Genomic DNA, 24,433 nt, shown 5'->3' with positions numbered 1-24,433 from the left:
GGTACTTACCGAACTTGACGTGCATAAGGCCGGGCACGGTCGCGGTTTCGTCGGCGTCCTTGTAGTACTGCACACCCTGGACCAAAGAAGATGCGCAGTTGCCCACGCCCACGATGGCCACGCGAACTGTGTCAGCCTGGTTCGTTTCAGTCATGGCCGATGTTTCCCTCTTTCTGTGGTGCCGCATTCGTCGATTGCTCCGCGGCAATCAATTCGTTGAGCCAGCGCACTTCGCGCTCGCTTGATTCCAGACCGAGTTGGTGGAGCTGGCGGGTGTAGCGATCCAGTGACCCGCTGGCCTTTTTGATCGCCTCCCGCAGCCCCTCTCGGCGCTCCTCGACCTGCCGCCGCCTGCCCTCCAGAATCCGCATCCGCGCTTCCGCGGGGGTGCGATTGAAAAACGCCAGGTGGACGCCGAAGCCGTCGTCGGTGTAGTTCTGCGGGCCGGTGTCGGCGAGCAGTTCGGTGAACCGCTCCCGTCCGACCGGTGTCAGCTGATAGACCCGCCGTGCGCGTCGCATCGCGACCACGCCCGGCACGTTCTCTTCCGCGATCAGCCCGTCCGCCTGCATCCTGCGCAGCGTCGGGTAGAGCGACCCGTAGGAGAAGGCCCGAAACGGCCCGAGCAACCCGGTCAGCCGCTTGCGCAGCTCGTACCCGTGCATGGGCGCTTCGAGGAGCAGCCCGAGGATTGCCAGCTCGAGCATCGGGCTTCACCTCCCTGACTTATGTACAGACCTAACCGGTGGATGCGACTTCCCACTATATCGGAGCGATATAACCAGGGATAGTCGTAACCGATAGTTGAGGTGTTTACGCAGGTGCTGGAGGGTCAGCCGGTGGTCACATTTACCCGGAGCGGCTCCCCGGCGAACGACACGATCAGGGATCCCGAGGCCCCTGCCTGGTTTGTGGTGTGCATCCGGAAGACAGGTCCGGCACCCGCCGTGGCGCTGGAATCGAACTCGGCAGCCGCATGCGTCACGGTGCCGCCCTGGACCTTCGTCGTCTGCGCAGCGCCTGCCAGCAGTCCCGCGAGCGCGGGCACATCCATGGTGGCGAGATCCAAGGTCCGCACATCGGGTTTGCGCCCGGGCGTGGTGGTCGACTTATCGAAATTTCCGTCGTAGTGATATCTGGCCGTCGCGGCCGGGTTGTCCCTCGCCGGTCGCGTGACCAGAACATATTCGGGATACAGCGTGACCTCATCGGCCTTGGTATCACCGAACTCGGCGCGATACTCGGCAATGAAATACCCCAGACCCGCGCCCGTGGTGAGCATCGGCACGTGTTCGGACGGCTCCGAATGTCCCCGCGCCCCAGGCAATCCCGGTAGTTTCGGCGAATCCGCCACACCGCGGGTAATCCCGCCGACCACCGCGCCCGCCACCGCCGCCGCGACGACAACGGCCAACGGCGCCAGCCAGCGTCGTGGGCGGCGGCGATCGACCCTGACCACGGGGGCGTCCACCAGATCGTCCGGAATCTGCAGGTCCCCGAAGATGTCGTCCAGCTCGCCGAAGGACTTGGCGCGCATCGCCTGTGCGGTGCGGGCGGCATGTTCTTCCTCGGTGAGCTGACCGTCGGTGAGCGCGGCGTCGAGAAGGCCGCAAACATCCGCCCGATCGGTATCGCGGGCCCGGATTCCGCTGTATCGGGTCGCAGCCATTGCGCGCCTTACCCTTCGAACGGCCAGGCGCGAAGGACCTCGCCCGCAGGAGTCAGCAGCAGATGGCCGCCCTCGTTGAACTTATTGCTCGCGAAAATCTCGATGTACGGCCCGCCTTTGGCGATGCCGTAGCGGCCATACGTTCCGGATTCGTCGACCTCGAAACCTATATGTGTGACAGCCCCGTCCGGTATCCGGAGCGTCGCGACCGCGCTCGCCAACACATCGGAAAGCGCCGCGAGGTTCAGACCGGCCAGATCATTCGCGGGCTTATCGGCCTTGCGGCCGGTGACAGCACTCTCCTGCTCGAATCCACCGCGGTAGTCATATTTGATCCCGCGATTCGGCTGGCCGGGCACGGCGCGCGAAAAGAGCGCATAGCTGTCGTACAGGGTCAGGTCGTCGACTTGCAGATCACCGAATTTCGCGCGATACCGCTCCAGAAACAGCGTAAGTCCCTCGCCGGTAAGGAGATCGGGTGTCGCAACGACCACAGGCCGCACGGCCTCCGGCTCGGGCGCCGGCACCGCGGCGGGCGGTGGTGCGCCGACCTGCTCGACGGGCCGGGGCTCGGGCTCCGGGCCGCGGCTTGTCAGCGTGAAGGCGGCAATAGCCGCGCACGCGGCCGTGGCGGCGACCGCGACCAGATACCACCTGCGACGATTCGAGTGCGGCGGCTGCGGCAACGGCGTCGCATCGTTCGGACGTTGCAGATCGTCGACGAGTCCGGCCAGATCGCCGAGCGTCGTGGCCTCCGCGGCCAACTCGGTGAGGGTCTCGTGTTCTTCCTCGGTGAGCTGGCCATCGCGACGAGCACCGTCCAATAGCTCGACCGTGGTGGCACGATCGGCGTCGCGGGCCCGAGTGTGATCAGGGTAACCATCCGCGGATCTGGGGCGGCGCAACAGATTTCGCGGCGGGGATGGCTGGGCGGCGATGAGATCGCGGACGGCTGCCGGCGTTTGCAGATCACCGACGACCCGCTCCAGCTCGCCGAGCGTCTTCGCGGTCGTGACCTGCGCCGTTCGGTCGTGATACTCGTCGGCGCCGAGCTGACCTTCGGCGTATGCGGCATCCAGCACGCCACAGGTATTCGCGCGGTCGAGGTCACGCGCTCGCGTGCGCCCGGATGCTGCTGTGGACACAGACGCATAGTAGTCGGCCTGACCAGGCGCCGCCCATGATCGGACCTGTTACCACTCCGGCAATACTCACAGCCCAGCGCGGCCCGTTTACATCACCGCTACTCTGGTTCTCGTGCGAATTCAGCGGCAAGTAGTCGACTATGCGCTCCGGCGCCGGTCGCTGCTGGCCGACGTCTATGCGGGCCGTGTCGATGTCGCCGAGGTATGTGATGCGAATCCTTACCTGCTACGTGCGGCGAAGTTCCACGGCCGGGGGAGCGAGGTCACATGCCCTATCTGCAGGAAAGAACAGCTCACACTCGTATCCTGGGTCTACGGCGACGGCCTCGGAGCGATGGCGGGTTCGGCCCGCACGCCCGAGGAACTGATACGACTGAACGAAACTCGCGAGGAGTTCTCGGTCCATGTCGTCGAGGTGTGCCGGAGCTGCAGCTGGAACCATCTGGTGCAGTCCTACGTGCTCGGTACCGCTCCCGCGCCAACGCGCCGTCGCACGGGTACCCGAGCCAAGCGGCGCGCCGCCGAATAATGTGCCTGGTCATCCGCCCGTCGGATGACATGCGGAGCCTGCACGCGTCCGCCGCGGTGATCATGACCGCATCGAGCCACACAGCCCGTTACCAGTTATGGAGATCTTGTCAGTGAATTCGCCCTACGAGCCTTCCCCTTACGGCGATGAACCGCACGGCGGCCGTACTCAGCGAAGTTCACCACCTCCGAACCCGAATCAGCGGCCTGCCGGTCCCCCACCCGGCGGCAGGCGACCGGTGCCTCCGCCTGGCGGTCAGCGACCGCCGCAGGGTGGCCAGTACCCGGGCGAGCCGCGCGGTCCGCAGCCGCCGCGCCGCCAAGGGCCGCCGCCACAGCGCCCCCCGCAGCCGCAGGGCCGCCCCCTGCCCGCGGGAGCGCCCAATGCCGTCCAGCCGACCCATAAGATCCAGCGGCCCGGTTCGCTGACCGAGGCGGTGGCCGAGCGCAACCGTCGCTCGACGGCACCCGCCGGATCCCGGCCCGCCACCGCACCCCGCCCCGCCGTGGAGCGGCCTGCCCCTATCGACGGCGCGCGCGGAGCCGGCGTGGGAGCCAATGGTGAACGCAGACAACGATCCGCGGGCGCGCCACCGTCCGGTCCACCGCCGCGCCGCGGCGGCGGTGACGGCGGAGACGGCGGACCGAGCAGGCGCGGCCCCGGGGCGAAGAAAAAGAAGTCGCCGTGGCGGATCGTTCGCCGGGTCATCTATATCGGCCTCGCGCTGGCCATCGTGGTGCCGAGTGCGATCTTCCTTGTCGCCTACACCACCGTCTCTGTGCCCAAACCAGGCGATCTGCAAACCAACCAGGTCGCGACGATCCTGGCCTCCGACGGCAACACGGTGCTCAGCAAGGTGGTGCCGCCAGAGGGCAACCGCACCGATGTGACCATCGAGCAGATTCCCCCGCATGTGCGCAACGCGGTGATCGCCGCGGAGGACCGGGATTTCTACACCAACCCCGGCTTCTCCATCTCCGGCTTCGCCCGCGCGGCAAGGGACAATGTCCTCGGCAAGGAGAGCGCGGGCGGTGGTTCGACGATCACCCAGCAGTATGTGAAGAACGCGCTGGTCGGTGACGAACGCTCGCTGACGAGGAAGATGCACGAGCTGGTCATCTCGGCGAAGATGGCGCGGCAATGGAGCAAGGACGAGATCCTCGCCGCCTACTTGAACACCATCTACTTCGGCCGCGGTGCGTACGGCATCGACGCGGCGGCCAAGGCCTACTTCGGCAAACCGGTCCAGGAATTGACGGCGTCCGAGGGCGCGGTGCTCGCCGCCACCATTCAGCAGCCGTCCGGCCTCGACCCGGAGAAGAACCCGGAGGGCGCGAAGACCCGATGGGGTTATGTGCTCGACGGCATGGTCGCCGGCGGCAACCTCAAGCCGGAAGAGCGCCAGACCGCGCAGTTCCCGCAGGTGGTGCCGGTATCGACGACCAAGGACAAGAGCCTGGACAGCGGACCGGAGGGCCTGATCAAGACGCAGGTACTCAAGGAACTCGCCACCGCGGGCATCAGCGAGCAGGAGCTCAACACCGCCGGCCTTTCGATCACCACCACGATCGACCAGAAGGCGCAGCAGTCGGCCGTCGAGGCGGCGACCAAGAAGATGCAGGGTGAACCGGAGCAGCTGCGCACCGCGGTGGTTTCGGTGGATCCGCGTTCCGGTGCGGTGCGTGCCTACTACGGTGGCGACGACGGACAGGGCTACGACTTCGCCAACGCGGGCCTGCAGCCGGGATCGTCGTTCAAGGTCTTCGGTCTCGCGGAAAACCTCGAGCTCGGCATTCCGCTGTCGCAGATGTACGACAGCTCACCGCTGACCGTCAACGGCATCAAGATCACCAATGTCGAGGGCGAGCAGTGCGGTACCTGCACGATCGCCGAGGCACTGAAGCGGTCGCTCAACACCAGCTTCTACCGGATGCAGATCGACATGCCCAACGGCCCGCAGAAGATCGCCGCTATGGCGCACAAGCTCGGCATCCCGGAGACCATCCCGGGCGTCGGCAAGTCGCTGACCGAACCGGACGGCTCCGGCCCGAACAACGGCATCGTGCTCGGCCAGTACCAGACGCGCGCACTCGATATGGCATCTGCCTACGCGACTTTGGCCGCGTCGGGCACCTACCACGCGCCGCATTTCGTATCCAAGGTCGTCACCGCCGCAGGTCAGGTGCTGCTCGACCGCGGTGACGTGGCGGGCGAGCGGCGGGTCTCGGAAGCGGTGGCCGACAACGTGACCGCGGCGATGAAGCCCATCGCGGCCTGGTCGCGCAACCACAACCTGGCCGGCGGCCGCGAGTCCGCGACCAAGACCGGTACCGCACAGCTGCTCGACACCGGCGAGAACAAGGACGCCTGGATGGTCGGCTACACCCCGTCGCTCTCGACCGCGGTCTGGGTGGGCAGCATCGACAACACGGCGCTGCGTAACTACAGCGGCGGCATGATCTACGGCTCCGGCCTGCCTTCCGACATCTGGAAGGCCACCATGGACGGTGCCCTACAGGGCACCCCCAACGAGGCCTTCCCGAAGCCCGGCCCGATCAAGGGCCAAGCCGGTGTGCCGGAGTGGAGCGCGCCCTACACCGCACCCTCGACCACCGACGCGCCGTTCCTGCCACCGGTTGTGGTCGTACCGAGCCAGGTGGAGATTCTGCCCGGCATCACCATCCCGGTACCGGGCGTGCAGCCCGCGCCGCAGCCACAGCAACGTCCGCAACGACAGGAGAACGGACCGGGACCGCTGCCAGGCCAGCCGGTCGCGCCCGCCGACGGCTCATCGCCGACGGTCACCGGAGCACCGCGCCCCGGCAACGGGAACTCGGGTGAGGGGCAGTCCGGTGACGGGCAGTCGGGTAACGGCACGCAGCCGACGCGCAACCGATAGTTCGGACCGCGGCCGGACAGGGCGAATAGAACGATGACGGACGGGACCGGCCCACAAGGGGCCGGTCCCGTTCGCTCGGTAACCAGCACCTGTGGACCTACCGCAGGAGCTCGATTCACGGCCATGACCGGCCGCGACGGACGCGATCCATAATGAGTGAACATGACCCGCTCCACCTGGGCCGAAAGCCACGGCCGGTAGCCTCGGATGCCGTGATGGATCAGCAGCTGATGAACGAGGCGGGGGCGGGGAGCGCGCCGAAGTTCAATGGGGGGCAGTCCGGCGGGACAAACTACACCGCCCCTGCCCCGCTCGCGCCGGATCTCCGGTCGGCCGATGGTCGAGATCGGCCCAGCCGCAACGATTCGCTGACCGCACAGCTGTGCACAGTCGTCGGCGGCCCTGTCGGTGACCACGCCCTGATCGGCCGGGTGAGGTTCTGGACTCCGATGCGGGTGCTGCTTGCCGTCGCGCTGATATTTCTCGCCCTCGGTTGGACAGCGAAAGCGCCCTGCATCCAACAGACCACCACCTCGGAAGGCTCGCTCACCCTCGATTGGACCGACGGCCGCCAATACATAGCCATGTGCTATTCGGACACCGTGCCGCTATTCGGGGCGGAACGGCTGAACGAGGGCGCGTTCCCGTATAAGAAATCCTGGACCGAGCAGACACCCGATGGCGGCACCGAGACAAGGTACATGGAGTACCCGGTGCTCTCTGGCCTTTATCAATACGTCGCCATGGAGGTCGCCAAGACCTGGGACGCGCTGCCGCTGCCCGGTGCGCTGCAAGTGGTCATCTATTTCAATGTCGTCGCATTCGGCCTTGCCTTGGCGTGGCTTGTCACCGTCTGGGCATCCGCCAAGCTGGCGGGGCGCCGAATCTGGGACGCGGCGATGGTCGCCTGCTCCCCCTTGGTGATCGTGCACGCCTTCACCAATTTCGATGCGCTGGCAACGGCATGCGCGGCGACCGGCCTGTTGGCCTGGGCACGCAGGCGTCCGCTGCTGGCCGGTGTGCTACTCGGGCTCGGGGGCGCGGCCAAGTTGTACCCACTGCTGCTGCTCGGCCCGATCGTGGTCTTGTGCCTGCGCGCGGACCCGTTGCACCGGGTACCGAGTGCCCAGGCCGGGCTGCGCGCCCGCGATATCGACAACCTCGACACCGCGCTGGCCTGGGTGCGTGACCGCATGCAGCTACTCAGCGCACGGCCGCTCGGTGCGGCCGCTGTCACGGTCACGGGCGCGGCGGCGACCTGGCTGGCGGTGAATGTGCCGATCGCCCTGCTGTATCCGACCGGATGGCGCGAATTCTTCCGGCTCAACACCACCCGGCACGCCGACCCGGACTCGATCTACAACGTGATCACCTCGTTCACCGGCTGGCTCGGCTTCGACGGGGATCTCGCCCACAATCAGCAGCCTTCCATCCTCAACGTGGTGTCGCTGCTGGTTTTCGTGCTGGCCTGCCTGGTGATCGGCTATATCGCCCTCACAGCGCCACGGCGGCCACGGCTCGCGCAGCTGTGCTTCCTGGTGGTTGCCGCGTTCCTGCTGACGAACAAAGTGTGGAGCCCGCAGTATTCACTGTGGCTGGTTCCGATCGCCGCCCTCGCGCTGCCGCACCGGCGAATCCTGTTGGCGTGGATGGCCGTCGACGCACTCGTGTGGGTGCCGCGAATGTTCTACTACCTCGGCCTCGACCGTAAGGGTCTACCCGAGCAGTGGTTCACCGGGACGGTCGTGCTGCGCGATCTCGCGGTGCTCGGGCTCTGTGTGCTGATCATTCGACAGATCTATCGGCCCGACGAGGACCTGGTGCGCCGCGACTTCATCGATGACCCGGTCGGCGGCATCGTCGATCGCACTCCCGACCCGCTACTACCGTGGCTGCCCGAAGCGCTGCGCCCACGGGTTGCGTTGGCCCGCACCTGAACATGCCCGGTGCCGACCCGCGCAGGTCATTGCCGCGCACGCAGGTAGCGCGCCTGACGCTCGGGCTCCCGTGGCAACAGATCCAGATCCAGCTGCCATGGACTTCCGGTCCACGGATCGAACAGTGGAGTGCCGTCGATCGTCGGCAGATGCCTGCATGCCTGTGACAGCGTCGCGACTATCGGGTCGCTGGAATCGGATTCATCGCTGCCGACGATCATGGTCGAGAGCCCGATCAGGTCGCCGCGGACCATCAGAGCACCGATGCGTTGCGCGTCCGAGGTCTGGTAGCCGTGCGGGAAGTCCGCGGCGAGCAGCACCCGATGTTCGACAGGAGGGGTGAAAACCCCGCCTTCATAGGCCAGTTCGGCTAATTCCGCCGCATCGACGAGAGCTTGCAACCTGGCCGAGATGTCGGTGTGGTCGGTGACGGGCGGTCCGTTCAGCACCGGCGTCAACGGACCGACGAGCCCACGGAACGCCCCGGTCAGATCGATCATGTCGACCCGAACGCGCCGAACCGGATCGGCCGCGAGCAGCCGCGCGAGCAGCGCGCCGACGACAGGTGCTGCCGCACTGCTGGATTCGGTATCGATCCACAGCGGTCGATTCAACGGAACCGGAACGCAGTACGGCACCCGCAGCGGCCCACGCTCGATCGCGTACAGCTCGCCGAGCCGGATGCCGTCGCTCGCCGAGGGCGGGGCATCCCACACCGGCGACTCCCAGGACGCCAGCGAAGGGGGAAGCCGCCGGTCCGCATCGGCGAGTTCGCGAATGAGATGTTCGCTGTCGCGCTGGTGGTTGCCCTCCGCGACGGCGATCAGCTCATCACTGCGCCGCTGCGCCGCCTGCCGAGCTGTCTCGGCGGCGGGGGTATTCCTCGTGGTGGGATCCGATACCGCGGCGGACAATTCGTTATCGAGCCGTTGGGCGGCGTAGTCGCGCGCGGAGATGAGCGCGGCGGCCGATCGTGAAGCGTCCTCGAAGATCATCCACAGACGGTCCAGGCCGTGCGCGACCTCCACCGGCACGGGTTCGCCCGCACGGGCATCACGAGCCTGCGGTCCCGAGATGGTGTCCTGACCGTCGGATCGCGCGCCCGCCGACCCAGGATCGGCCTGCGAAGCGCCGTCGGCCGCCACATCGTGGACCTCGACACCGTGCGCGGTCAGCAGCTGCGTGAATCCACCCGCGTAGCCCTGGCCGACCGCGCGTAGCTTCCAGCCGGTGCCGCGCCTGTACACCTCCAGGCAGATGAGCGCCGTCTCCCCAGCCAACGGTGTGATCGCGAATTCCGCTGCGACCACGTCGTTTTCGACCAGTTGCGCGGTCACCGACCCCAACCCCGCCTGCCCGTCGGACGCGGCGCTGGCCACCAGCAGCACCGCGTTGGCGTCGGCACGAACCTCGGCGAGCCGGATCGTCACCGAGCCATCCGACAGCGTGACGCCCTGCGCCCGCGGACGGTTATGGAACACGAAGTCCTCGGGCGCGAGCACCCGCAAGTTCTCCGCCACCACTAGCGCCGAAATATCCAGCGCGGCACTGGCTTTCGTGATAAGTCGGACGACATCGCCGGTCAAAGGGATATTTTGACCGGCCTTGAGCTGAATCATGCTGACTGCCCCCGTTATTCGCGCTGTTCTTCAATCGGCCGAGAGGAACCTGCCGAGCTGCGGAACCGCCTCGCCCGGGTGCTTGGCCTGGAAACCCTCACCGAGGGCCTGCATCTTCCAGTCGTTTCCGACGCGGTACACCTTGGCCATCGCCATCGCGGTGAACCGCATGCCGCCCGCCATGGTGTATCGAGCCAGTTCGGCATTGTTGCCACCGTCGACCAAGCGGCAGAACGCGTTCTGGATCTGTTCGAAGGTGTGCCCCTTGTAGGAGGTCACCATGAAAAGCAGCGTGCTGACATGGGCGGGGATACGGGTCAGGTCGACGAGGATCACCTCGTCGTCGCCCTCGCCCTCCCCCGTGAGGTTGTCGCCCTGATGCCGGACGGAGCCGTCCTTGGAGGTCAGCTGCCCGTAGTAGGCGACGTCGACGAGGTTCGCGTCGGCGAACATCGCGACCGAGGCGTCGAGGTCGACGTCGACGGTCCGGTTGCCGAACATGCCGCGGCTCTGCACGGGATCCCAGCCCAGACCCATCTTGACGAAGGTCAGCGCGGTGCCCCCCTCCTTGCGGAGGGTGACCCTCTGGCCCTTTTGCAGGCTGACCGGCCGGTCCTTGCTCAGGCTCACCTCGGCGTGCGCCTGCTGCGGCACGGCCTGCTGGGTTGGCGGCGGGGCACCCTGGCCCGGTCCGGGCGGCGGCGGGTAACCGGGCCCCGGCGGCGGATAACCCGCGGTCGGGGGCGGCGGGTAGCCGGGCCCCGCCGGGTTCGCCTGGGTCGGCGCGTACTGCGGCGCAGGCTGGGTCGGGTAGGCGGGCGCGGGCTGAGCCGGGGGCGGCGGCGCGGCCTGCGGTGCCGCGGCGGGCGCCTCGTCGACGGTCACGCCGTGGTCGGTGACCAGCGCCGCGAAACCACCCGCGTAACCCTGCCCGACGGCGCGGACCTTCCATGAGCCCTGTCGGCGATACAGCTCGAGCGCGATCACGATCGACTCGCTCTGCAAACCATCAACCTGGTACTCGTACAACCGATTACCGGTCGAATCCGAGACAACCGCAGTCGGTGCCGGAAAGCGGCCGAAGCTGCTCGAGGTGTCGTCGAGGGTGATCACCGCGCGGATCTGATCGATATCGGCGGGCACCGCGTTCAGCGACACCGCCAGCGACGCCGGTTGCCCGGACGGCGCGGGCTGCAGATTCACACCGGGCCCGTTCGGCTGATTGAAGAAGACGAAGTCCGCATCGGAACGGACCTTGCCCCGCTCGGTAACCAGCAGCGCGGACAAATCCGCTGGTGCGGTGAGCTGGACGGAGATCACCACGTCGTTGGTGGCCAGTGGACCGTTCTGGCCCTTGGCGAGTGTTGCGGACAAGGTCGACCCTTCGCTTGTCGGTGCGTACGTTGCCACTCTACGAGAAGCGAACCGGGTGGACGCCGCCGTGACACCGAATGTTGCGAAAGCAAACCTCCCCGCGGGCCAATGCGGGGCCGTGCCCTGCTGTGTCCGTTAAAGTGACCGCAGGAAGTTGGAATATGGCGAATACTCCCGTGTTCCCGATCGAGACAGCAGGCAAACTCCCTTATGGCGCAACTGTTCGAGCAGTCGAAAAAGGTGATCGAGGCCCATCTCGCCGGAACTAGTATCCGCGCGATCTCCGGCTCGATGGTCGCCTACGAAGGAAATGTGCAGTTCAAGTCGGCCGGCTTCGGGGGCGGGGACGGCGTCATCGCGGGCCTCAAGCGGCGAGCCACCGGCGAGAAGCTGTCGCTGATGGAGTGCGCCGGCAACGGCAGGGTTTTCCTCGCCGTGAACGGTCAGCACGTCACCGTCATCGATCTGAACAACGAGACGCTGCAGGTCGAATCGCAACAGCTGCTCGCCTTTGCCGGAAACCTGCGTACCGATGTCCGTTTCGCCGGAGTGCGTGGCGCCTCCTCCGGAGCGGGTCTGTTCACCACCACGGTGACCGGGCAGGGTCAGGTCGCGCTGCTCTCCGCGGGTGGGCCGCTGATCCACCTCGAGGTGTCGCCGCAGTACCCGCTGGTCGTCGACCCCGATGCGTTCGTCGCCGCGCGCGGCAATATCAATCATTCGTTCGTGACCGACGTGTCGTGGCGCAGCTTCGTCGGCCAGGATGCGGGCGAGGCGTTTTCGCTGCGCTGGGACGGTCAGGGTCTCGTGTTGATCCAGCCGGCGGAACGGTAGAGGGCGGGCGATGTTCGAGAAGGTCAACGGCAAGGTCGTCAAGGTCAACGTCGGGATGGCGGGCGGTGTTGTCGCGCGCAGCGGCGCGATGCTGTTCTACACCGGTGACATTTCCTTTGCGCCGCACCAGATTCCGGGCGGCCAGGGCATGGGCGGCGGTGGCGGTCTGATGCGGATGGCAGGTCGCATGATGGCGGGCGAGCACGAGCGCACCATGCTCGCGCAGGGTACCGGCGAGGTGCACTACGGATTCGCGGGACTCGAGGTGCACGTCGTCCAGATGCAGCAGGGGGCGACGCTGCGCGTCGAAGCGTCGCGGCTACTCGCCAACACCGCGGCCCTACAGAGTTCGATTGTCTCGGTGATGAGTTCGGGTGGCGGCAGCGGCGGTGGTGGCGGCATCATGGGTGCACTGCGCGGCGCCGCGAGCGGCGCACTGACCGGGCAGGGCATGTTCACCACCCAGCTGTCGGGCCAGGGTTCGGCGGTGCTGCTCGCGCACGGCGGGTTCCTGGAACTTCCGGTGGGCGGGCCGAATCCGATCGTGGTCGATCCCCAGGCGTTCGTCGCCACCTACGGCAATGTGCAGACCGAGCTGAAGACGGCGATGAGCTGGCGCGACGCGGTGGGACGTGGCGCCGGCGAGGCGATGCAATTGCATTGCGTCGGACAGGGTGTCGTCTATGTGCAGGCCTCCGAAGAGAAGTTGTGAGCCATGACTCAGATTTTGAACCCGGCGAATCTCGGTGAGAGCGACAACATTCCGGGCAACAGCTACGCCTACTGCATCGACCTGATCAAGCCGTGGTTCATGCGCAAGGGCGCGATGATCGCTTACTACGGCGATATGCGCTTCCAGACCCTCACCCACGGCCTACAGGGCGGGCTGCTGCACATGGTGTCCCAGCAGTTCTCCGCACCGCTGTTCACCGGCGACTATGTGGTCGCCGAGGGCCACGGCAAACTGATCATCGGCGACCGTGGTTACGACATCAATTCCTATGACCTGGAGGACAACGGCAATCTCACCATCCGCGCCGCGAACCTGCTCGCCTTCGAACCGGGTCTGTCGCTGAACCAGTCCATCGTCCCCGGCTTCCTCACCCTCATCGGCAGCGGCAAATTCCTTGCCTCGTCCAACGGCCCGGTCATCTTCGCCGAGCCGCCACTGCGGGTCGATCCGGAATCCCTTGTCGGCTGGGCGGATTGCCCCGCGCCGAGCCATCACTACGACCAGCGCTGGGTTTCGAATTTCCTGGCCGCCGGCGCGGCACGGTTCGGCGTCAACTCCGGTGAGGAACGACAGTTCGACTTCACCGGCGCCGGAACGGTTTTGATCCAGTCGAGCGAGAAGGTCCTCAGCGATTCCATGCTGGTTCGTACCATCGAGGGCCAATTGCAGAGCGGCATGACCGTCGGCGGCCTGCAACGGCTACAGGGCGTCATCGTCCAGCAGTTGAGCGGCCAGCAACACAGTTGAGCCGCCCCGGACCGCGCCTGGCCGTACGCGAATGCGAAGGTACCCTCATCGGCGGCGTGCGACGACGACCGCGGGCACCATAACCAGTGCCAGAATGCCACCGCCGAAGGCCAAGAGCGGGTAGCCCGCTGCGGCGACGACGAGTCCCGAAGCCATGCCACCGATGGCGCCCGCGATGGCGATGGAGACATCGACCAAGCCCTGGGTTTTGGCGCGGGTGGCCAGCGCAACAGCGTCGGTAATGATCGCGGTGCCCGCGATGAGGCCGAAGTTCCAGCCCAGGCCCAGCAGTGCGAGGGCCACCGCGAACGAGGCGACGGAGTCGTCCGGGGCGCCGGCGGCAACAATTCCCGCGGCGAGCAGGGCCAACCCGGCGGCAGCGGCGATCGTGAGGCGGCCACAGCGGTCGACGAGCCAACCGGTCAGGGGCGACGGCAAGTACATCGCGCCGATGTGGATGGCGATGACGAGGCCCGCGGCGGCGGTGCCGTGGCCGTGGTCGTGCATGTGAACGGGCGTCATCGTCATGATCGCGACCATGACGAGCTGGGTGATCGCCATGACCAGCACGCCGACCAGCAGGCCGGAGCTGCGCCTTTCGACCGCGGGCTGCGGCAGGCCGCTTGGATCGCCCGGCGGCAGGTCCGCCACGGCGGCGCCTTCGGCCGCCATGGTGCGGGCAAGTAGCAGCGGATCGGGGCGCAGCCAGATGGCCAGGACCGAGGCGGCCGTGGCATAGGCGACACCGGCCAGCAGGAACGGCCCTGACAGGTCCGGGATGCCGATGGTGTGCGCGAGCTCGCTGGTGAGCGCGGTGAGGTTGGGGCCGACCACGCCGCCGAGGGTGGTGGCGACCAGCACGGTGGACACGGCCCGGGCGCGATGCGCGGGAGCGGCCAAATCGGCTCCGGCATAGCGAGCTTGGAGGTTGGTGGAGGTGCCCGCGCCGTAGACGAACAGCGCGAGGAACAGCAGCACGGGGTTGTCGGCGACAGCAGCGGCGATGACGCCCGCGCTGCCGATCGCACCGATCAGATAACCGGTGACAAGGCCGAGGCGGCGGCCGCGGGCTTGAGAAATGCGTCCGACGGCGACGGCCGCGAGCGCGGAACCGGCGGTGCCGAGGGCACTGGGCAGCCCGGCGAGGCCGGTGGAGCTGAGCATGTCCTGCGCGAGCAGGGCACCGACCGTCACACCGGCCGCCAGCCCCGCGCCGCTGAGCCCTTGCGCGGCGACCAGGACGATCAGGATGCGGCGCTGCGCCTGCGAGCGCGGGAGGTCCTCGAGGTGGACAGGCACGGAAGTTGTCACGAGAGAGCACTTTCGGTAGATGTGCCCCGGCCGGACGGTGCCACGCCGCGGTTGCGGCGAGTGAGTCCAACGGGAGGCGATGAGGCGGGCTACGGGCCCCGGCGTACGCGCTCCGCCCTGCCCAATCAGCCCAGATCGCCCAGGTCCAGGCGGTCAACCAGCCCAGCATCGGTGAAAGCGGCTACCAGTTCGTCACGGCCCTCGGTGAAGTGGGCCCAGCTGTCATAGTGGACGGGAACCACCCGGCGGGCACCGAGGATCTCGGCGGCCTCGACGACCTGGGGGCTGTCGAGGACGATCGGCGCACCCTCGAACAGGACAGGGAAGCGGGGAGCCCCTGCGAAGAGGACGGCGGTGTCCACCGGCCCGAAGCGCTCGGCGATCTCCCGCACCGCCTCGAGCGAGGCGTTGTCGCCGCTGACGTAGACGGTGGGCAGGTCCCGCCCGGTCAGCACGAATCCGACGACCTGACCGGTGAACGGTTCAACCTCCTCGCGGGGGCCGGGCCCATGTATGGCGGGCGCGCCAGTCACGGTGATCGTGCCGCCGCCGGGGCGGTCCAGCTCGATCGACTCCCAGTCGGCCAGCCCCCGTGCCCCATTCCCGAGGCGCTGCCCTGCCCCGGTCGTGGTGAGGGTGAGCGGGACGTCGGAGAGCATGGCCCGGCCGGAGTTGTCGAGGTTGTCGGGGTGCTCGTCATGGGAGAGCAAGACCACGTCGATGCGGCCGAGGTCGGCCGGTGCGGCTGCGGAGGGCGCTGTCTTGGTGAGCAAGCCGCCCGGCTGCCGGTAGTCGCCGGGAGCGTCGAACGTCGGGTCGGTGAGGAACCTGAGCCCGCCGTATTCGATGAGGGCGGTCGGGCCACCGAAGACGCGGACGCGGACCTGCTCATTGGTTGTTTCGGTAACGGCCACGAAAAACTCCTCACGGATGAAGCTCGATCTATCCGTGAGAACGGTAAGTGTTTCTCACGGATAAATGCAAGTTGTAGCATGAGATCCATGAGGGAGACCCTGACCGCCGAGCCCGCGCTACCGCCCGCGCCCGGCGCAGAGCACTATCTCGCTCTCGACTTCGTCAACAGCGCCATCGCACTGCCCGGCGGGCAGTTCATCGACCTCCTCAGCACCCCCGAGTCGACAAACCAGTGGCTCACCGAGCGCGGCCTGGCTCCGGCCGACGCCGGAATCCAGGAGATGTGCACCGCACAGTTGCGCGCGCTGCGCGAACACATCCGGGTATTGTTCGCCGCCCGCGTTGCCGGGATTCCCGCCCTGCCCGTGGCCCTGTCCGCCGTCAATGACGCGCTGAGCAGGATCCCCACGGCCGCCCTGCTGCACTGGGACGAGCACAACGGCCCCTACCGTGCGGCGATATGTCCCCCCAACGAGATCCTCGATCGCGCTCTCGCGACCCTCGCCGCCAACACCGCCGACCTCCTCACCGGCCCCGACGCCGACTACCTCACCACTTGCGACTCCACCCCCTGCAATCGCTACCTGTTGCGCCATGGCCGCCGCCACTGGTGCTCCATTCGCTGCGGCGACCGCGCCCGCGCCGCCCGCGCCTACGCCCGCCGCACACTCGAAGGCACACTAAAAAACCGCTGAGCGACCGATTCAGAAGTCGCCGGCTGCGGATCGGCGGCCGGAGCGCGGTCGGGGAATTGATGAGAGCATGTTCCGATGGCATCCGCGGCACGAGAGTGCCCAACCCTGGTCGGTGTGTACGAAATCGTGGGAAGCGAGCCGCAACGCGTAGCGGAGTTCAGGCTGACAGCGGACGGCAGCGCAGAACTCACGTTGAGCGACGAGCAGGGCTGCCCGCTGGCCGAGCGATGGTACAACGACGGCATAAAACTGCTCGATGAGGCGGAATATGCAATGGCCGCCAACGGCCCTGCCTTCATGAGAGCACTGCTGCAACCTTTTCGGATGAGCTACTGCTTTATCGTCGATGAATCCAGCACCTCACCATCGCCATGGCCGCCAGAAGTCGAGCAGTAATTCCGTTCCATGGTAAATCCGATCGCCGATGGGTTTCGTCGTATCACCAACCGCGTTGGCGAAGCATTCACGAAAGCAAGCCGAACCTCGGCAAGCCACGGGGCCGGTGACCCACGCACATCTTATACACCCAGCGCCGCTGAGCAGGAGATGCAGGCACGCCGCTTGGTGAGCGAACATCGAATGACCAAGAAACTTCCACCCCATAATAATGACGTTTTTATCATGCGCTCCCAAGACAACAAAGTGAACGTCTACAAGCCTGCTTCCGGAGAGAAATTCGGGGAGATGGATTGGATTCCTCATGTACAGGGCGAACTGGCGAAACGAGAACTCGGAGCCTTCCGCATGGATCAGCTGTTCGGATTCGGCCGCGTGCCCCCCGGCGCCCTGATAGACGGCACTCGGGCTCCACATGGTGCGGGGTTTGTGCAGCAGTTCGTGAAGCTCAAACGGGGAGTAAAGAAATGGAACAAATACTCGGAGCTACACCAGCAGCAGGTGGCTGTACTCCACTATGTGATCGGCAACGCGGACGGCCACCATGAAAATTATCGACCGAAAGACCATGGCGACGGCCGACCGAACAGCGAGGACGATCTGGTCGCATTCGATCACGGATACTCGTTCCCCGAAAAGCCGGATGCCGCGCGTGGCGGCGATCACTTCCGCAACCTCTCCGACTCCGTGAGGTTCTACGAAGGCAAGCGCCCACTGCGTGAGGATGTTCTCAGCGCCGTCGACGCGGTTCGGCCGGAGCAAGTACGCAGCGCACTCGGCGATATCGGACTGAGCGATAGTGCGATCGAGGGCGTATTGACCAGACTCGCGGCAGTGAAAAAGCACCGCATGATCCCCGATTGGGACCTCTCGTACAGCTGGGACCTTTGACCACCCATCAACGATCGGGAGTGACCGGCCATCGGGCGGAGCCGAGTTCGCGTGAGATGGTGCGGGCGGTGGTCCGCACCGCATCGACAGTCGCGTCGGAGGGCGGCCAATCCGGTGTCGGAATGACCGCGCCGACCGCGCCGACGACGGTGCCGGTGCGGTCGAAAATCGCTCCGGCGACACAGGATTCGCCGAGTACGGCTTCGTCGCATTCGTAGGCGATACCGGAAGTCGCGACCGGACTCAGGTGTTCACGGAAAGCCTCCGGCGAGGTGATCGTCTCGCCGGTCATGCTTCGCAACGTGGCAGCCTCGAGCGGAGCCACGAAAGCGAGCATCGCCTTCCCCAAAGCACTTGCATGGGAAGGTATTTCAATACCCACCTCAGGCATCTGCCGACTGCCGTCCGGTCGGGGTTCGTGGTGGATGATGACCACGTTGTCACCGAAGAGCACACCGACCCGGACGGTAAGCCCAGTGGTCCTTGCCAATTCGTGCGACCAGGTGAGAGCTCGCGCCCGCAGGTCGAGCGTGTCGAGATAGACGTTGCCGAGGCGCAGCACCGCCGGCCCCAGCTGATAGCGGCCGCCACCATGTTCCTGCACGACGACACCGTGGGCGGCGAGCGTCCTGACGATGCCGTGCACCGTCGTCGCCGCGAGACCGAGCTCCGCCGCGAGTTCGGACAGCGTCATCCGCCGCGCGCCTTGTAGCGCGAACAGAATGCGGACGGCCCGGTCAACCGACTGGATCACGCGACTTCCTCCATGCCTTTCGAGCGACCTGCAAGCAATCGCAACCTGACCCTCTCGAGCGACCTGCAAGCAATCGCAACCTGACCCTCTCGAGCGACCTGCAAGCAATCGCAAGCGGCTCGACCTCTTGTGACCTGCGCAACATCCACGTACTCTACGAATCACATTCGACATTGTCGAATATCGTTCGAAACAATCTCGGGAGTCTCCCATGGATGGACTGCGGACGCCGCAGAAACTTGCGGCGGAAGTGCTCGGCACGGCGTTCCTCGTCTTCATCGGCGTCGGATCGGTACCTGCCACACTCATGGTGAACGGCGACGCACCGTTCACCATGGCCGACCTCGGCATGATCTCGCTGGCATTCGGCACCGTGGTCCTCGCCACCGTGTATGCCTTCGGGCACGTCTCAGGAAATCACATCAATCCGGCGGTGACCGTGGCGCTCGCCATGAACGGCCAATTCCCATGGCGGCAGGTCCCCGCCTACCTCGCCGCCCAGATCGCGGGGGCGGTGCTCGGCGCGTTCGCCATCATCGGCGTTCTCGGCGACCGTGCGAGCAAGCTCGGCCTCGGTATCGCCGCGTACGGCGAGGGTGTCGGCGCGGGCCAGGCGTTCATCGCCGAGTTCGTCGGCACCTTCATTCTGGTGCTGACGGTGCTGCTCGTCGTCCACCGCGCCGCGGCACCCGGCTTCGCCGGCGTCGCCATCGGACTCGTGGTGTTCGCGGCGATCATCCCCGTCGCACCCGCCACCGGCGCGTCGATCAACCCGGCACGGACACTCGGCCCGATGCTCGTACAACAGGTGTGGGGCGGCGAGGTGGCCTGGAGTCAGGCCCCGGTGTATCTCGCCGCCGAATTCCTCGCCGGTGTCACCGCCGCACTCGCGGCCCGCGCGCTGACCCACATCAAGACCTCGGCCGGCGCGCAGCACGACGCGCTCGAGACCGCCGCATAACAGGAGAACCGATGAAGAAGCTGATCAACGATCCGGCCGACGTCGTCCGAGAAGCGCTGTCAGGCATGGCCGCAGCCCATCCCGAGCTGCGGGTCGACATCGAGAACAAGGTGGTCTTTCGCGCCGAGGCGCCGATCCCCGGCAAGGTCGCGCTGCTGTCCGGCGGCGGCTCCGGGCATGAACCACTACACGGTGGTTTCGTCGGACTCGGCATGCTCGACGCCGCGTGTGCGGGGGAAGTCTTCACCTCTCCGGTCCCCGACCAGATCCTCGCCGCGACCACCGCCGTCGACTCGGGCGCGGGCGTCCTGCACATCATCAAGAACTACACCGGCGACATCATGAACTTCGAGATGGCCGCCGAACTCGCCGCCGCCGAGACCGGGGTCGAGGTCACCGCGGTCGTCGTGAACGACGATGTGGCCGTGCAGGACAGCCTCTTCACCGCGGGCCGCCGCGGCGTCGGCGCCACCGTTGCGGTGGAGAAGATCGCGGGCGCCGCCGCCGAATGTGGCAGGTCTCTTGCCGAGGTCGCCGAGGTCGCACGCACCGTGAACGCCAACTCGCGCAGCATGGGTATGGCGTTGACCTCGTGCACCGTCCCCGCCGCCGGCAAGCCGACATTCGAGCTCGGCGAGACCGAGATGGAGATCGGCGTCGGCATCCACGGCGAACCCGGCAGGCATCGTGCGCCGCTCGCGCCCGCGCGGGAGATCGCCGCGATGCTGATGGAACCCATCCTCAGTGACCTGCCGTTCGTCAAGGGCGACACCGTGATCTGCTTCGTGAACGGGATGGGTGGCACGCCGCTGCTGGAGCTGTATGTCATGTACGACGAGGTGGCCCGCATCCTCGGCGGCCACGGGATCGGGATCGCCCGCTCGCTGGTCGGCCCGTACATCACGTCGCTGGAGATGGCGGGATGCTCGGTGACGCTGACCAAGGTCGACGACGACCTACTGAATCTGTGGGATGCGCCGGTGCGCACACCCGCCCTGCGCTGGGGAGTCTGATGATGATCGATCCGATTCAATGGGTGCGCCGCTTCGCCGAACTGGTCGACGAACATACCGACGAACTCACCGAGCTCGACGCGGCCATCGGCGACGCCGATCACGGCAGCAACATGCAGCGCGGAACCGCGGCGGTTGTCGCGGCCTTCGCGGAGGACGCACCGACGACGCCGTCCGAACAGCTGAAACTTGTTGGTATGACGCTGATTCGATCGATCGGCGGCGCGAGCGGCCCGCTCTACGGCACGTTCTTCCTGCGCTGCGCCGCCGCGGCGGGCGACACCGAGTTCGACGCGCCGAGTTTCGCGAAGGCCTTTCGCGCCGGACTCGACGGGATCGTCGCGCGCGGCAAGGCGGAATCCGGTGACAAGACGATGTTCGACGCGTTGGCGCCCGCCGCCGACGCACTCGACGAGCACCTCGCCGCGGGAGATTCCCTCGCCGACGCACTCGCTGCCGCGGTAGCCGCGGCAGCGGCGGGACGCGACGGCACCATCCCGATGCTCGCACGCAAGGGCCGCGCCTCCTACCTCGGCGAACGCAGTGTCGGACACCAAGATCCCGGGGCCACCAGCGCAACACTGCTGGTGCTTGCCGCGAAACAGGCGGTCAAATGATCGGCATCGTCGTCGTCTCACACAGTCATGCCCTCGCCACCGCCGCCGTCGCGCTGGCCACCGAGATGCTGCACAACCAGCCGATCCGCATCGAGGTGGCGGCCGGGCTCGATGAGCACACTCTCGGCACCGATGCGGTGGCAGTCGCGGACGCGATCGCCAACGCCGACTCCGGCGACGGCGCACTAGTTTTGATGGACCTGGGCAGCGCCGTGCTCTCCGCAGAACTCGCCTTGGAACTGCTCGACTCTCCGCATCGGGTCCGCCTGTGCTCCGCGCCGTTCGTAGAAGGGCTGATCGCCGCTTCGGTCGCGGCGGCAGGTGGGGCCGATCTGGACGAAGCCGCGGATGAGGCGGAGAACGCGTTGGCGGGCAAGCAGACTCATCTCCATGGACCGGCAACTACGCCCTCGGACCCCGCTGGAGCGCGTATCGATACCTACCAGTCCGAAAAGGCCGCGACCGGCGTGTTTGTCATCATGAATCACCATGGACTGCACGCCCGCCCAGCGGCGCGGCTCGTCGCCGAGGTCCGCGCCCTCCCCGCGACCGTCCGTCTGCGTAACCTGACCACCGGCGCCGGCCCCGCATCGGGGACGAGTTTGAGCCGGATCGCCGCGCTCGGCGGACTTCCGGGTCACGAGATCGAGGTAGTGGCAACCGGTTCGGATGCGGACGCCGCCGTTGGCCGCGTACTCGCCCTCGCCGCACGGCGATTCGACGAAACGCCGAGTACATCAGCCGCCATCCAGGATTCGTCGGACCGTTGCGCGTCCACCGGCCGCGAGTCCAACGCGGGCCACACGCCCGCCGACCAGGCTGCCAATGCTGGTTGTACGCCCACCGGCCTTGGCGGAGGACCGTTTCCCGCGTCTGCGGGCATCGGCATCGGCCCGATCTGGCGGATCGAGCACTCCGAACTCGTCGTACCCGAACATCCCTCCGGCCCACCAGAAGTGGAGCGAGAACTACTCGACACCGCAATCGCGGCGGTGCGCGCCGACATCGAGCGCACTCGCGCACATGCGGGCGCGGAAGCCGAGATCTTCGAGGCGCATCTGCTGCTACTCGAAGATGACGAGCTGATCGGCGCGGTCCAGCAGGGCATCGATACCGCGGGTTCCGCTCCCGCAGTGTGGGCGCGGGTGCTGGAATCCGCTGCTGCGGAACTGGACCGGCTCACCGACGACTACCAGCGAGCACGCGCCGCGGATCTGCGCGCGATTCGCGACCAGGTGCTCGCTGCCATGCTCGGCCATTCCACCGAGATGATCAGTCGCGCAGGAATTCTCGTCGCCGCAGATCTGACACCGGCGCAAGTGGCCGGACTCGACCGCGACCTGGTCACCGGAATCGTGCTGGCACAGGGCAGCCCGACCTCACACAGCACCATCCTCGCTCGCTCGCGCGGCATACCGGCCCTGGTCGGTGCCGGCCCGCAAGTGCTTACCGTCCCGGAGGGGACTGTTGTCGCGCTGGACGGCGGCACCGGCAGACTCGCGCTCGACCCCGGTGCGGCGACCCTCGCCGAATTCACCGGACTGGCGAACTGGCACCGCGAACAACGCAGAGCAGCCGAAGCCGAGGCCGACAAACCGGCGATCACCCGCGATGGCACGACCATCCACATCGCCGCGAATATCGGCGGTGACCTCGACGCGCTCGAAGCCGTAGGCAACGGCGCCGACCTGGCCGGATTGGTGCGTACCGAATTCCTGTTCCTCGGACGCGACGACGCACCCTCCACAGACGAACAGGAGCAGGTGTACCGGGCCATAGCCGAGGCATTCGGCGGACGCCGCGTTGTGCTGCGCACCCTCGATGTCGGTGGAGACAAACCACTTCCGTACATCGAACAACCGATAGAGGCCAATCCCTTCCTCGGCGTCCGCGGCATTCGTCTCGCCCTGGCCCGCCCAGAATTGCTGCGCGACCAACTGACCGCCATCTGCCGAGTCGCCGCCGACCACCCGGTGAGCGTGATGTTCCCCATGGTCACCCAACTCGAGGAACTACTACAGGCCCGTCGCATCCTCGACGAGGTCGCACCAGCGGGTGTCACGCCGGAGGTGGGCATCATGGTGGAAGTGCCTGCGGCAGCGGCAAAGACGGCGTCCTTCGCCGACCACGTCGACTTCTTCAGCATCGGAACCAACGACCTCACCCAATACGCCCTGGCCGCCGAACGAGGCAACGAAGCCCTCAGCACCCTCGCCGACCCCCTCGACCCCGGCGTGCTCCGACTGATCGCCATGGTCTGCGAGGCAGCGGGCTCCGCACGGGTAGCGGTCTGCGGAGAAGCCGCCGCCGACCCGGTAGCAGCGGCACTATTACTCGGCCTCGGCGTACACGAACTCAGCGTCGCCCCACCCGCGATCCCGCTCATCAAGGCCGCGGTCCGCAACCTCGACCTCACCGAATGCCGATCAGCAGCAGCCCGCGCCATGCAGTGCGCATCGGCAACCGAAGTCCGCGCGATATCCACATAAAGCTCTGGCTAACAGCAGCTTGCGGCGGTTCCCGGTGGCACATATGCCAACCGCCCTGCCTATTCGGACTGCGGCGGCGCTGCCTTGATGAACCAGTTGATGATTTCCTCACCGGCCATGATGCCGGAGGCTTTGGTAATGGTGAGGTTGGGGTGAGTCCAGTTGAGTGTTTCGAGTTCACCGTGGCGGGGGCGGATAGCGGAGTCTGCGGCGCGGAGCATGTCGGCGTCCAGGGCTCCGTCGCCTGCCGCCAATGTCTTGGATTCGTGGGAGAGTTCGCCGGAATTCATCAGTCGGCGGCGGACTTCCTGGACGGCGATGCTTTTGCAGACCGCCGTCGGCATGGCGTAGATCTTGCGGCCCTGTTGGGAGGCCGACCAGCCACGGGCGCGGCACCAGTCGTCCCATTCGGCAAGGAAGCCATCGGGGACCGCCTTCGGCTTCACCACGAGGTAGCAGAAGAGATCGTCGGCGACCCGGAACTTGGTGGCCCACGAATCATCCATGCGGGCACGTAGTTCGGTGACCACTTCCGAGAGAGTGGCGCCGTTGGCGCACACCTTGTCGTCGATGTCGATGCGCCAGCGCAGATCGGGAACGCCGTCGACGAGGATGTTTCCGCCATTGCTCGTGATGGCGTAACGCCATGGGGCACCGGGTAGTTGGATGCGGTTGAACTGCTTGATGGTGCGGGTGGTCGTCGGAATGACCGCGGCCGGTTCGGTCAACGTCTGCATCCGCAGCGCAGCCGCGGTCGTCATGAATGACAGTGGCGCGCCCTCGAGATGTTCGACGCAGACCATCGGCACCTCGGAAATGGCGCTGAATGCGTTGCGCGAGTAGATCATCGTTCGGTCCAGGTCGGTGGCAACAAGCGTTTGTCTTCGTGGTCTGGATAGATCCAT

22 protein-coding genes and 1 pseudogene are annotated in these 24,433 nt (G+C 66.6%); 13 read left to right on the top strand and 10 right to left on the bottom strand.

Features of this window, described 5'->3' with window-relative positions; genetic code table 11:
* The 4 genes and pseudogenes from ACLMAJ_RS27195 to ACLMAJ_RS27180 all read right to left on the bottom strand — a co-directional run.
* Window positions 1–154: pseudogene (locus ACLMAJ_RS27195) on the bottom strand (inositol-3-phosphate synthase); the annotation flags it as partial.
* On the bottom strand, window positions 147–707 hold the full coding sequence (locus tag ACLMAJ_RS27190; protein WP_412016662.1) for a PadR family transcriptional regulator: 561 nt from the start codon (window positions 705–707) through the stop codon (window positions 147–149). The gene ACLMAJ_RS27190 and the pseudogene ACLMAJ_RS27195, both read right to left, overlap by 8 nt.
* Window positions 708–832: 125 nt before the next feature.
* The gene (locus tag ACLMAJ_RS27185) at window positions 833–1,669 is read right to left on the bottom strand and encodes a DUF1707 SHOCT-like domain-containing protein (RefSeq protein ID WP_412016661.1); all 837 of its coding nucleotides are present in this window, start codon (window positions 1,667–1,669) and stop codon (window positions 833–835) included.
* A gap of 8 nt (window positions 1,670–1,677) precedes the next feature.
* Complete coding sequence (locus tag ACLMAJ_RS27180; RefSeq protein ID WP_412016660.1) at window positions 1,678–2,814, bottom strand: DUF1707 SHOCT-like domain-containing protein; 1,137 nt, start codon at window positions 2,812–2,814, stop codon at window positions 1,678–1,680.
* Between the two features lie 112 nt (window positions 2,815–2,926).
* On the opposite strand from ACLMAJ_RS27180, the gene ACLMAJ_RS27175 reads away from it, so the two are divergent.
* The 3 genes from ACLMAJ_RS27175 to ACLMAJ_RS27165 all read left to right on the top strand — a co-directional run bounded on the left by ACLMAJ_RS27175 (window position 2,927) and on the right by ACLMAJ_RS27165 (window position 8,179).
* Window positions 2,927–3,343: a DUF5318 domain-containing protein gene (locus ACLMAJ_RS27175; protein ID WP_412016659.1), complete on the top strand. Its 417-nt coding sequence runs from the start codon at window positions 2,927–2,929 to the stop codon at window positions 3,341–3,343.
* Between the two features lie 691 nt (window positions 3,344–4,034).
* Window positions 4,035–6,242 (top strand): transglycosylase domain-containing protein, encoded by a 2,208-nt coding sequence (locus tag ACLMAJ_RS27170; protein WP_412016686.1) that lies wholly within the window; start codon window positions 4,035–4,037, stop codon window positions 6,240–6,242.
* A 215-nt stretch (window positions 6,243–6,457) separates the two neighbouring features.
* A complete protein-coding gene (locus ACLMAJ_RS27165; protein ID WP_412016685.1) occupies window positions 6,458–8,179 on the top strand; it encodes a glycosyltransferase family 87 protein in 1,722 nt (573 codons plus the stop codon).
* A gap of 26 nt (window positions 8,180–8,205) precedes the next feature.
* On the opposite strand, the gene ACLMAJ_RS27160 is transcribed toward ACLMAJ_RS27165, so the two are convergent.
* Together ACLMAJ_RS27160 and ACLMAJ_RS27155 are read right to left on the bottom strand one after the other, a co-directional pair.
* The gene (locus ACLMAJ_RS27160) at window positions 8,206–9,765 is read right to left on the bottom strand and encodes a TerD family protein (RefSeq protein WP_412016658.1); all 1,560 of its coding nucleotides are present in this window, start codon (window positions 9,763–9,765) and stop codon (window positions 8,206–8,208) included.
* 63 nt (window positions 9,766–9,828) lie between these two features.
* Window positions 9,829–11,172 carry a TerD family protein gene (locus tag ACLMAJ_RS27155; protein WP_412016657.1) on the bottom strand — a complete coding sequence of 448 codons (1,344 nt, stop codon included), beginning with the start codon at window positions 11,170–11,172 and terminating at the stop codon, window positions 9,829–9,831.
* Between the two features lie 210 nt (window positions 11,173–11,382).
* Between ACLMAJ_RS27155 and ACLMAJ_RS27150 the strand changes: the two genes are divergently transcribed.
* The 3 genes from ACLMAJ_RS27150 to ACLMAJ_RS27140 are packed head-to-tail and all read left to right on the top strand — an operon-like array spanning window position 11,383 to window position 13,486.
* Window positions 11,383–12,006 (top strand): AIM24 family protein, encoded by a 624-nt coding sequence (locus ACLMAJ_RS27150; RefSeq protein ID WP_412016656.1) that lies wholly within the window; start codon window positions 11,383–11,385, stop codon window positions 12,004–12,006.
* 10 nt (window positions 12,007–12,016) lie between these two features.
* Window positions 12,017–12,718, top strand: a complete 702-nt coding sequence (locus tag ACLMAJ_RS27145) for an AIM24 family protein (protein ID WP_412016655.1) — start codon at window positions 12,017–12,019, stop codon at window positions 12,716–12,718.
* A gap of 3 nt (window positions 12,719–12,721) precedes the next feature.
* Complete coding sequence (locus tag ACLMAJ_RS27140; protein ID WP_412016654.1) at window positions 12,722–13,486, top strand: AIM24 family protein; 765 nt, start codon at window positions 12,722–12,724, stop codon at window positions 13,484–13,486.
* A gap of 45 nt (window positions 13,487–13,531) precedes the next feature.
* Here the strand turns inward: ACLMAJ_RS27140 and ACLMAJ_RS27135 are convergent, their stop codons facing one another.
* Window positions 13,532–14,797: an MFS transporter gene (locus ACLMAJ_RS27135; protein ID WP_412016653.1), complete on the bottom strand. Its 1,266-nt coding sequence runs from the start codon at window positions 14,795–14,797 to the stop codon at window positions 13,532–13,534.
* Window positions 14,798–14,922: 125 nt separating this feature from the next.
* Entirely contained in the window at window positions 14,923–15,711 is a 789-nt protein-coding gene (locus ACLMAJ_RS27130) for an MBL fold metallo-hydrolase (RefSeq protein ID WP_412016652.1), read from the bottom strand.
* Between the two features lie 87 nt (window positions 15,712–15,798).
* Between ACLMAJ_RS27130 and ACLMAJ_RS27125 the strand changes: the two genes are divergently transcribed.
* From ACLMAJ_RS27125 to ACLMAJ_RS27115, 3 genes are all read left to right on the top strand, one after another.
* Window positions 15,799–16,407 carry a CGNR zinc finger domain-containing protein gene (locus ACLMAJ_RS27125; protein WP_412016651.1) on the top strand — a complete coding sequence of 203 codons (609 nt, stop codon included), beginning with the start codon at window positions 15,799–15,801 and terminating at the stop codon, window positions 16,405–16,407.
* A 114-nt stretch (window positions 16,408–16,521) separates the two neighbouring features.
* Window positions 16,522–16,803, top strand: a complete 282-nt coding sequence (locus ACLMAJ_RS27120; protein ID WP_412016650.1) for a hypothetical protein — start codon at window positions 16,522–16,524, stop codon at window positions 16,801–16,803.
* A 9-nt stretch (window positions 16,804–16,812) separates the two neighbouring features.
* Window positions 16,813–17,694 (top strand): protein kinase family protein, encoded by an 882-nt coding sequence (locus tag ACLMAJ_RS27115; RefSeq protein ID WP_412016649.1) that lies wholly within the window; start codon window positions 16,813–16,815, stop codon window positions 17,692–17,694.
* Between the two features lie 7 nt (window positions 17,695–17,701).
* On the opposite strand, the gene ACLMAJ_RS27110 is transcribed toward ACLMAJ_RS27115, so the two are convergent.
* Window positions 17,702–18,448: an IclR family transcriptional regulator gene (locus tag ACLMAJ_RS27110; RefSeq protein ID WP_412016648.1), complete on the bottom strand. Its 747-nt coding sequence runs from the start codon at window positions 18,446–18,448 to the stop codon at window positions 17,702–17,704.
* A gap of 211 nt (window positions 18,449–18,659) precedes the next feature.
* Here ACLMAJ_RS27110 and ACLMAJ_RS27105 point away from each other — a divergent pair, with 211 nt between their 5' ends.
* The 4 genes from ACLMAJ_RS27105 to ptsP are packed head-to-tail and all read left to right on the top strand — an operon-like array spanning window position 18,660 to window position 23,528.
* On the top strand, window positions 18,660–19,409 hold the full coding sequence (locus ACLMAJ_RS27105) for an MIP/aquaporin family protein (protein WP_412016647.1): 750 nt from the start codon (window positions 18,660–18,662) through the stop codon (window positions 19,407–19,409).
* A gap of 11 nt (window positions 19,410–19,420) precedes the next feature.
* Window positions 19,421–20,422: a dihydroxyacetone kinase subunit DhaK gene (gene dhaK / locus ACLMAJ_RS27100; protein WP_412016646.1), complete on the top strand. Its 1,002-nt coding sequence runs from the start codon at window positions 19,421–19,423 to the stop codon at window positions 20,420–20,422.
* 2 nt (window positions 20,423–20,424) lie between these two features.
* Window positions 20,425–21,039 carry a dihydroxyacetone kinase subunit DhaL gene (gene dhaL / locus ACLMAJ_RS27095; protein ID WP_412016645.1) on the top strand — a complete coding sequence of 205 codons (615 nt, stop codon included), beginning with the start codon at window positions 20,425–20,427 and terminating at the stop codon, window positions 21,037–21,039.
* Window positions 21,036–23,528, top strand: coding sequence for a phosphoenolpyruvate--protein phosphotransferase (gene ptsP / locus ACLMAJ_RS27090; RefSeq protein WP_412016644.1), 2,493 nt, complete (start codon window positions 21,036–21,038; stop codon window positions 23,526–23,528). The genes dhaL and ptsP overlap by 4 nt, the downstream gene beginning before the upstream one ends.
* 59 nt (window positions 23,529–23,587) lie before the next feature.
* Here ptsP and ACLMAJ_RS27085 read toward each other — a convergent pair whose 3' ends face one another.
* On the bottom strand, window positions 23,588–24,433 hold the full coding sequence (locus ACLMAJ_RS27085) for an HAD family hydrolase (protein ID WP_412016643.1): 846 nt from the start codon (window positions 24,431–24,433) through the stop codon (window positions 23,588–23,590).

It is taken from the genome of Nocardia arseniciresistens (assembly GCF_046764875.1).
Lineage (GTDB): Bacteria > Actinomycetota > Actinomycetes > Mycobacteriales > Mycobacteriaceae > Nocardia > Nocardia arseniciresistens.
Note: the sequence above shows the minus strand (reverse complement) of the source record. Positions and strands in the feature narration are given on the sequence as shown.

Excerpts from the sequence above, each read along its gene's own strand:
- ACLMAJ_RS27125 (WP_412016651.1), top strand. The coding sequence starts at position 15,799 with ATGAGGGAGACCCTGACCGCCGAGCCCGCGCTACCGCCCGCGCCCGGC.
- dhaL (WP_412016645.1), top strand. The coding sequence starts at position 20,425 with ATGATCGATCCGATTCAATGGGTGCGCCGCTTCGCCGAACTGGTCGAC.
- dhaK (WP_412016646.1), top strand. The coding sequence starts at position 19,421 with ATGAAGAAGCTGATCAACGATCCGGCCGACGTCGTCCGAGAAGCGCTG.
- ACLMAJ_RS27165 (WP_412016685.1), top strand. The coding sequence starts at position 6,458 with ATGGATCAGCAGCTGATGAACGAGGCGGGGGCGGGGAGCGCGCCGAAG.
- ACLMAJ_RS27140 (WP_412016654.1), top strand. The coding sequence starts at position 12,722 with ATGACTCAGATTTTGAACCCGGCGAATCTCGGTGAGAGCGACAACATT.
- ACLMAJ_RS27145 (WP_412016655.1), top strand. The coding sequence starts at position 12,017 with ATGTTCGAGAAGGTCAACGGCAAGGTCGTCAAGGTCAACGTCGGGATG.
- ACLMAJ_RS27085 (WP_412016643.1), bottom strand. The coding sequence starts at position 24,433 with ATGGATCTATCCAGACCACGAAGACAAACGCTTGTTGCCACCGACCTG.
- ACLMAJ_RS27150 (WP_412016656.1), top strand. The coding sequence starts at position 11,383 with ATGGCGCAACTGTTCGAGCAGTCGAAAAAGGTGATCGAGGCCCATCTC.
- ptsP (WP_412016644.1), top strand. The coding sequence starts at position 21,036 with ATGATCGGCATCGTCGTCGTCTCACACAGTCATGCCCTCGCCACCGCC.
- ACLMAJ_RS27185 (WP_412016661.1), bottom strand. The coding sequence starts at position 1,669 with ATGGCTGCGACCCGATACAGCGGAATCCGGGCCCGCGATACCGATCGG.
- ACLMAJ_RS27115 (WP_412016649.1), top strand. The coding sequence starts at position 16,813 with ATGGTAAATCCGATCGCCGATGGGTTTCGTCGTATCACCAACCGCGTT.
- ACLMAJ_RS27105 (WP_412016647.1), top strand. The coding sequence starts at position 18,660 with ATGGATGGACTGCGGACGCCGCAGAAACTTGCGGCGGAAGTGCTCGGC.
- ACLMAJ_RS27190 (WP_412016662.1), bottom strand. The coding sequence starts at position 707 with ATGCTCGAGCTGGCAATCCTCGGGCTGCTCCTCGAAGCGCCCATGCAC.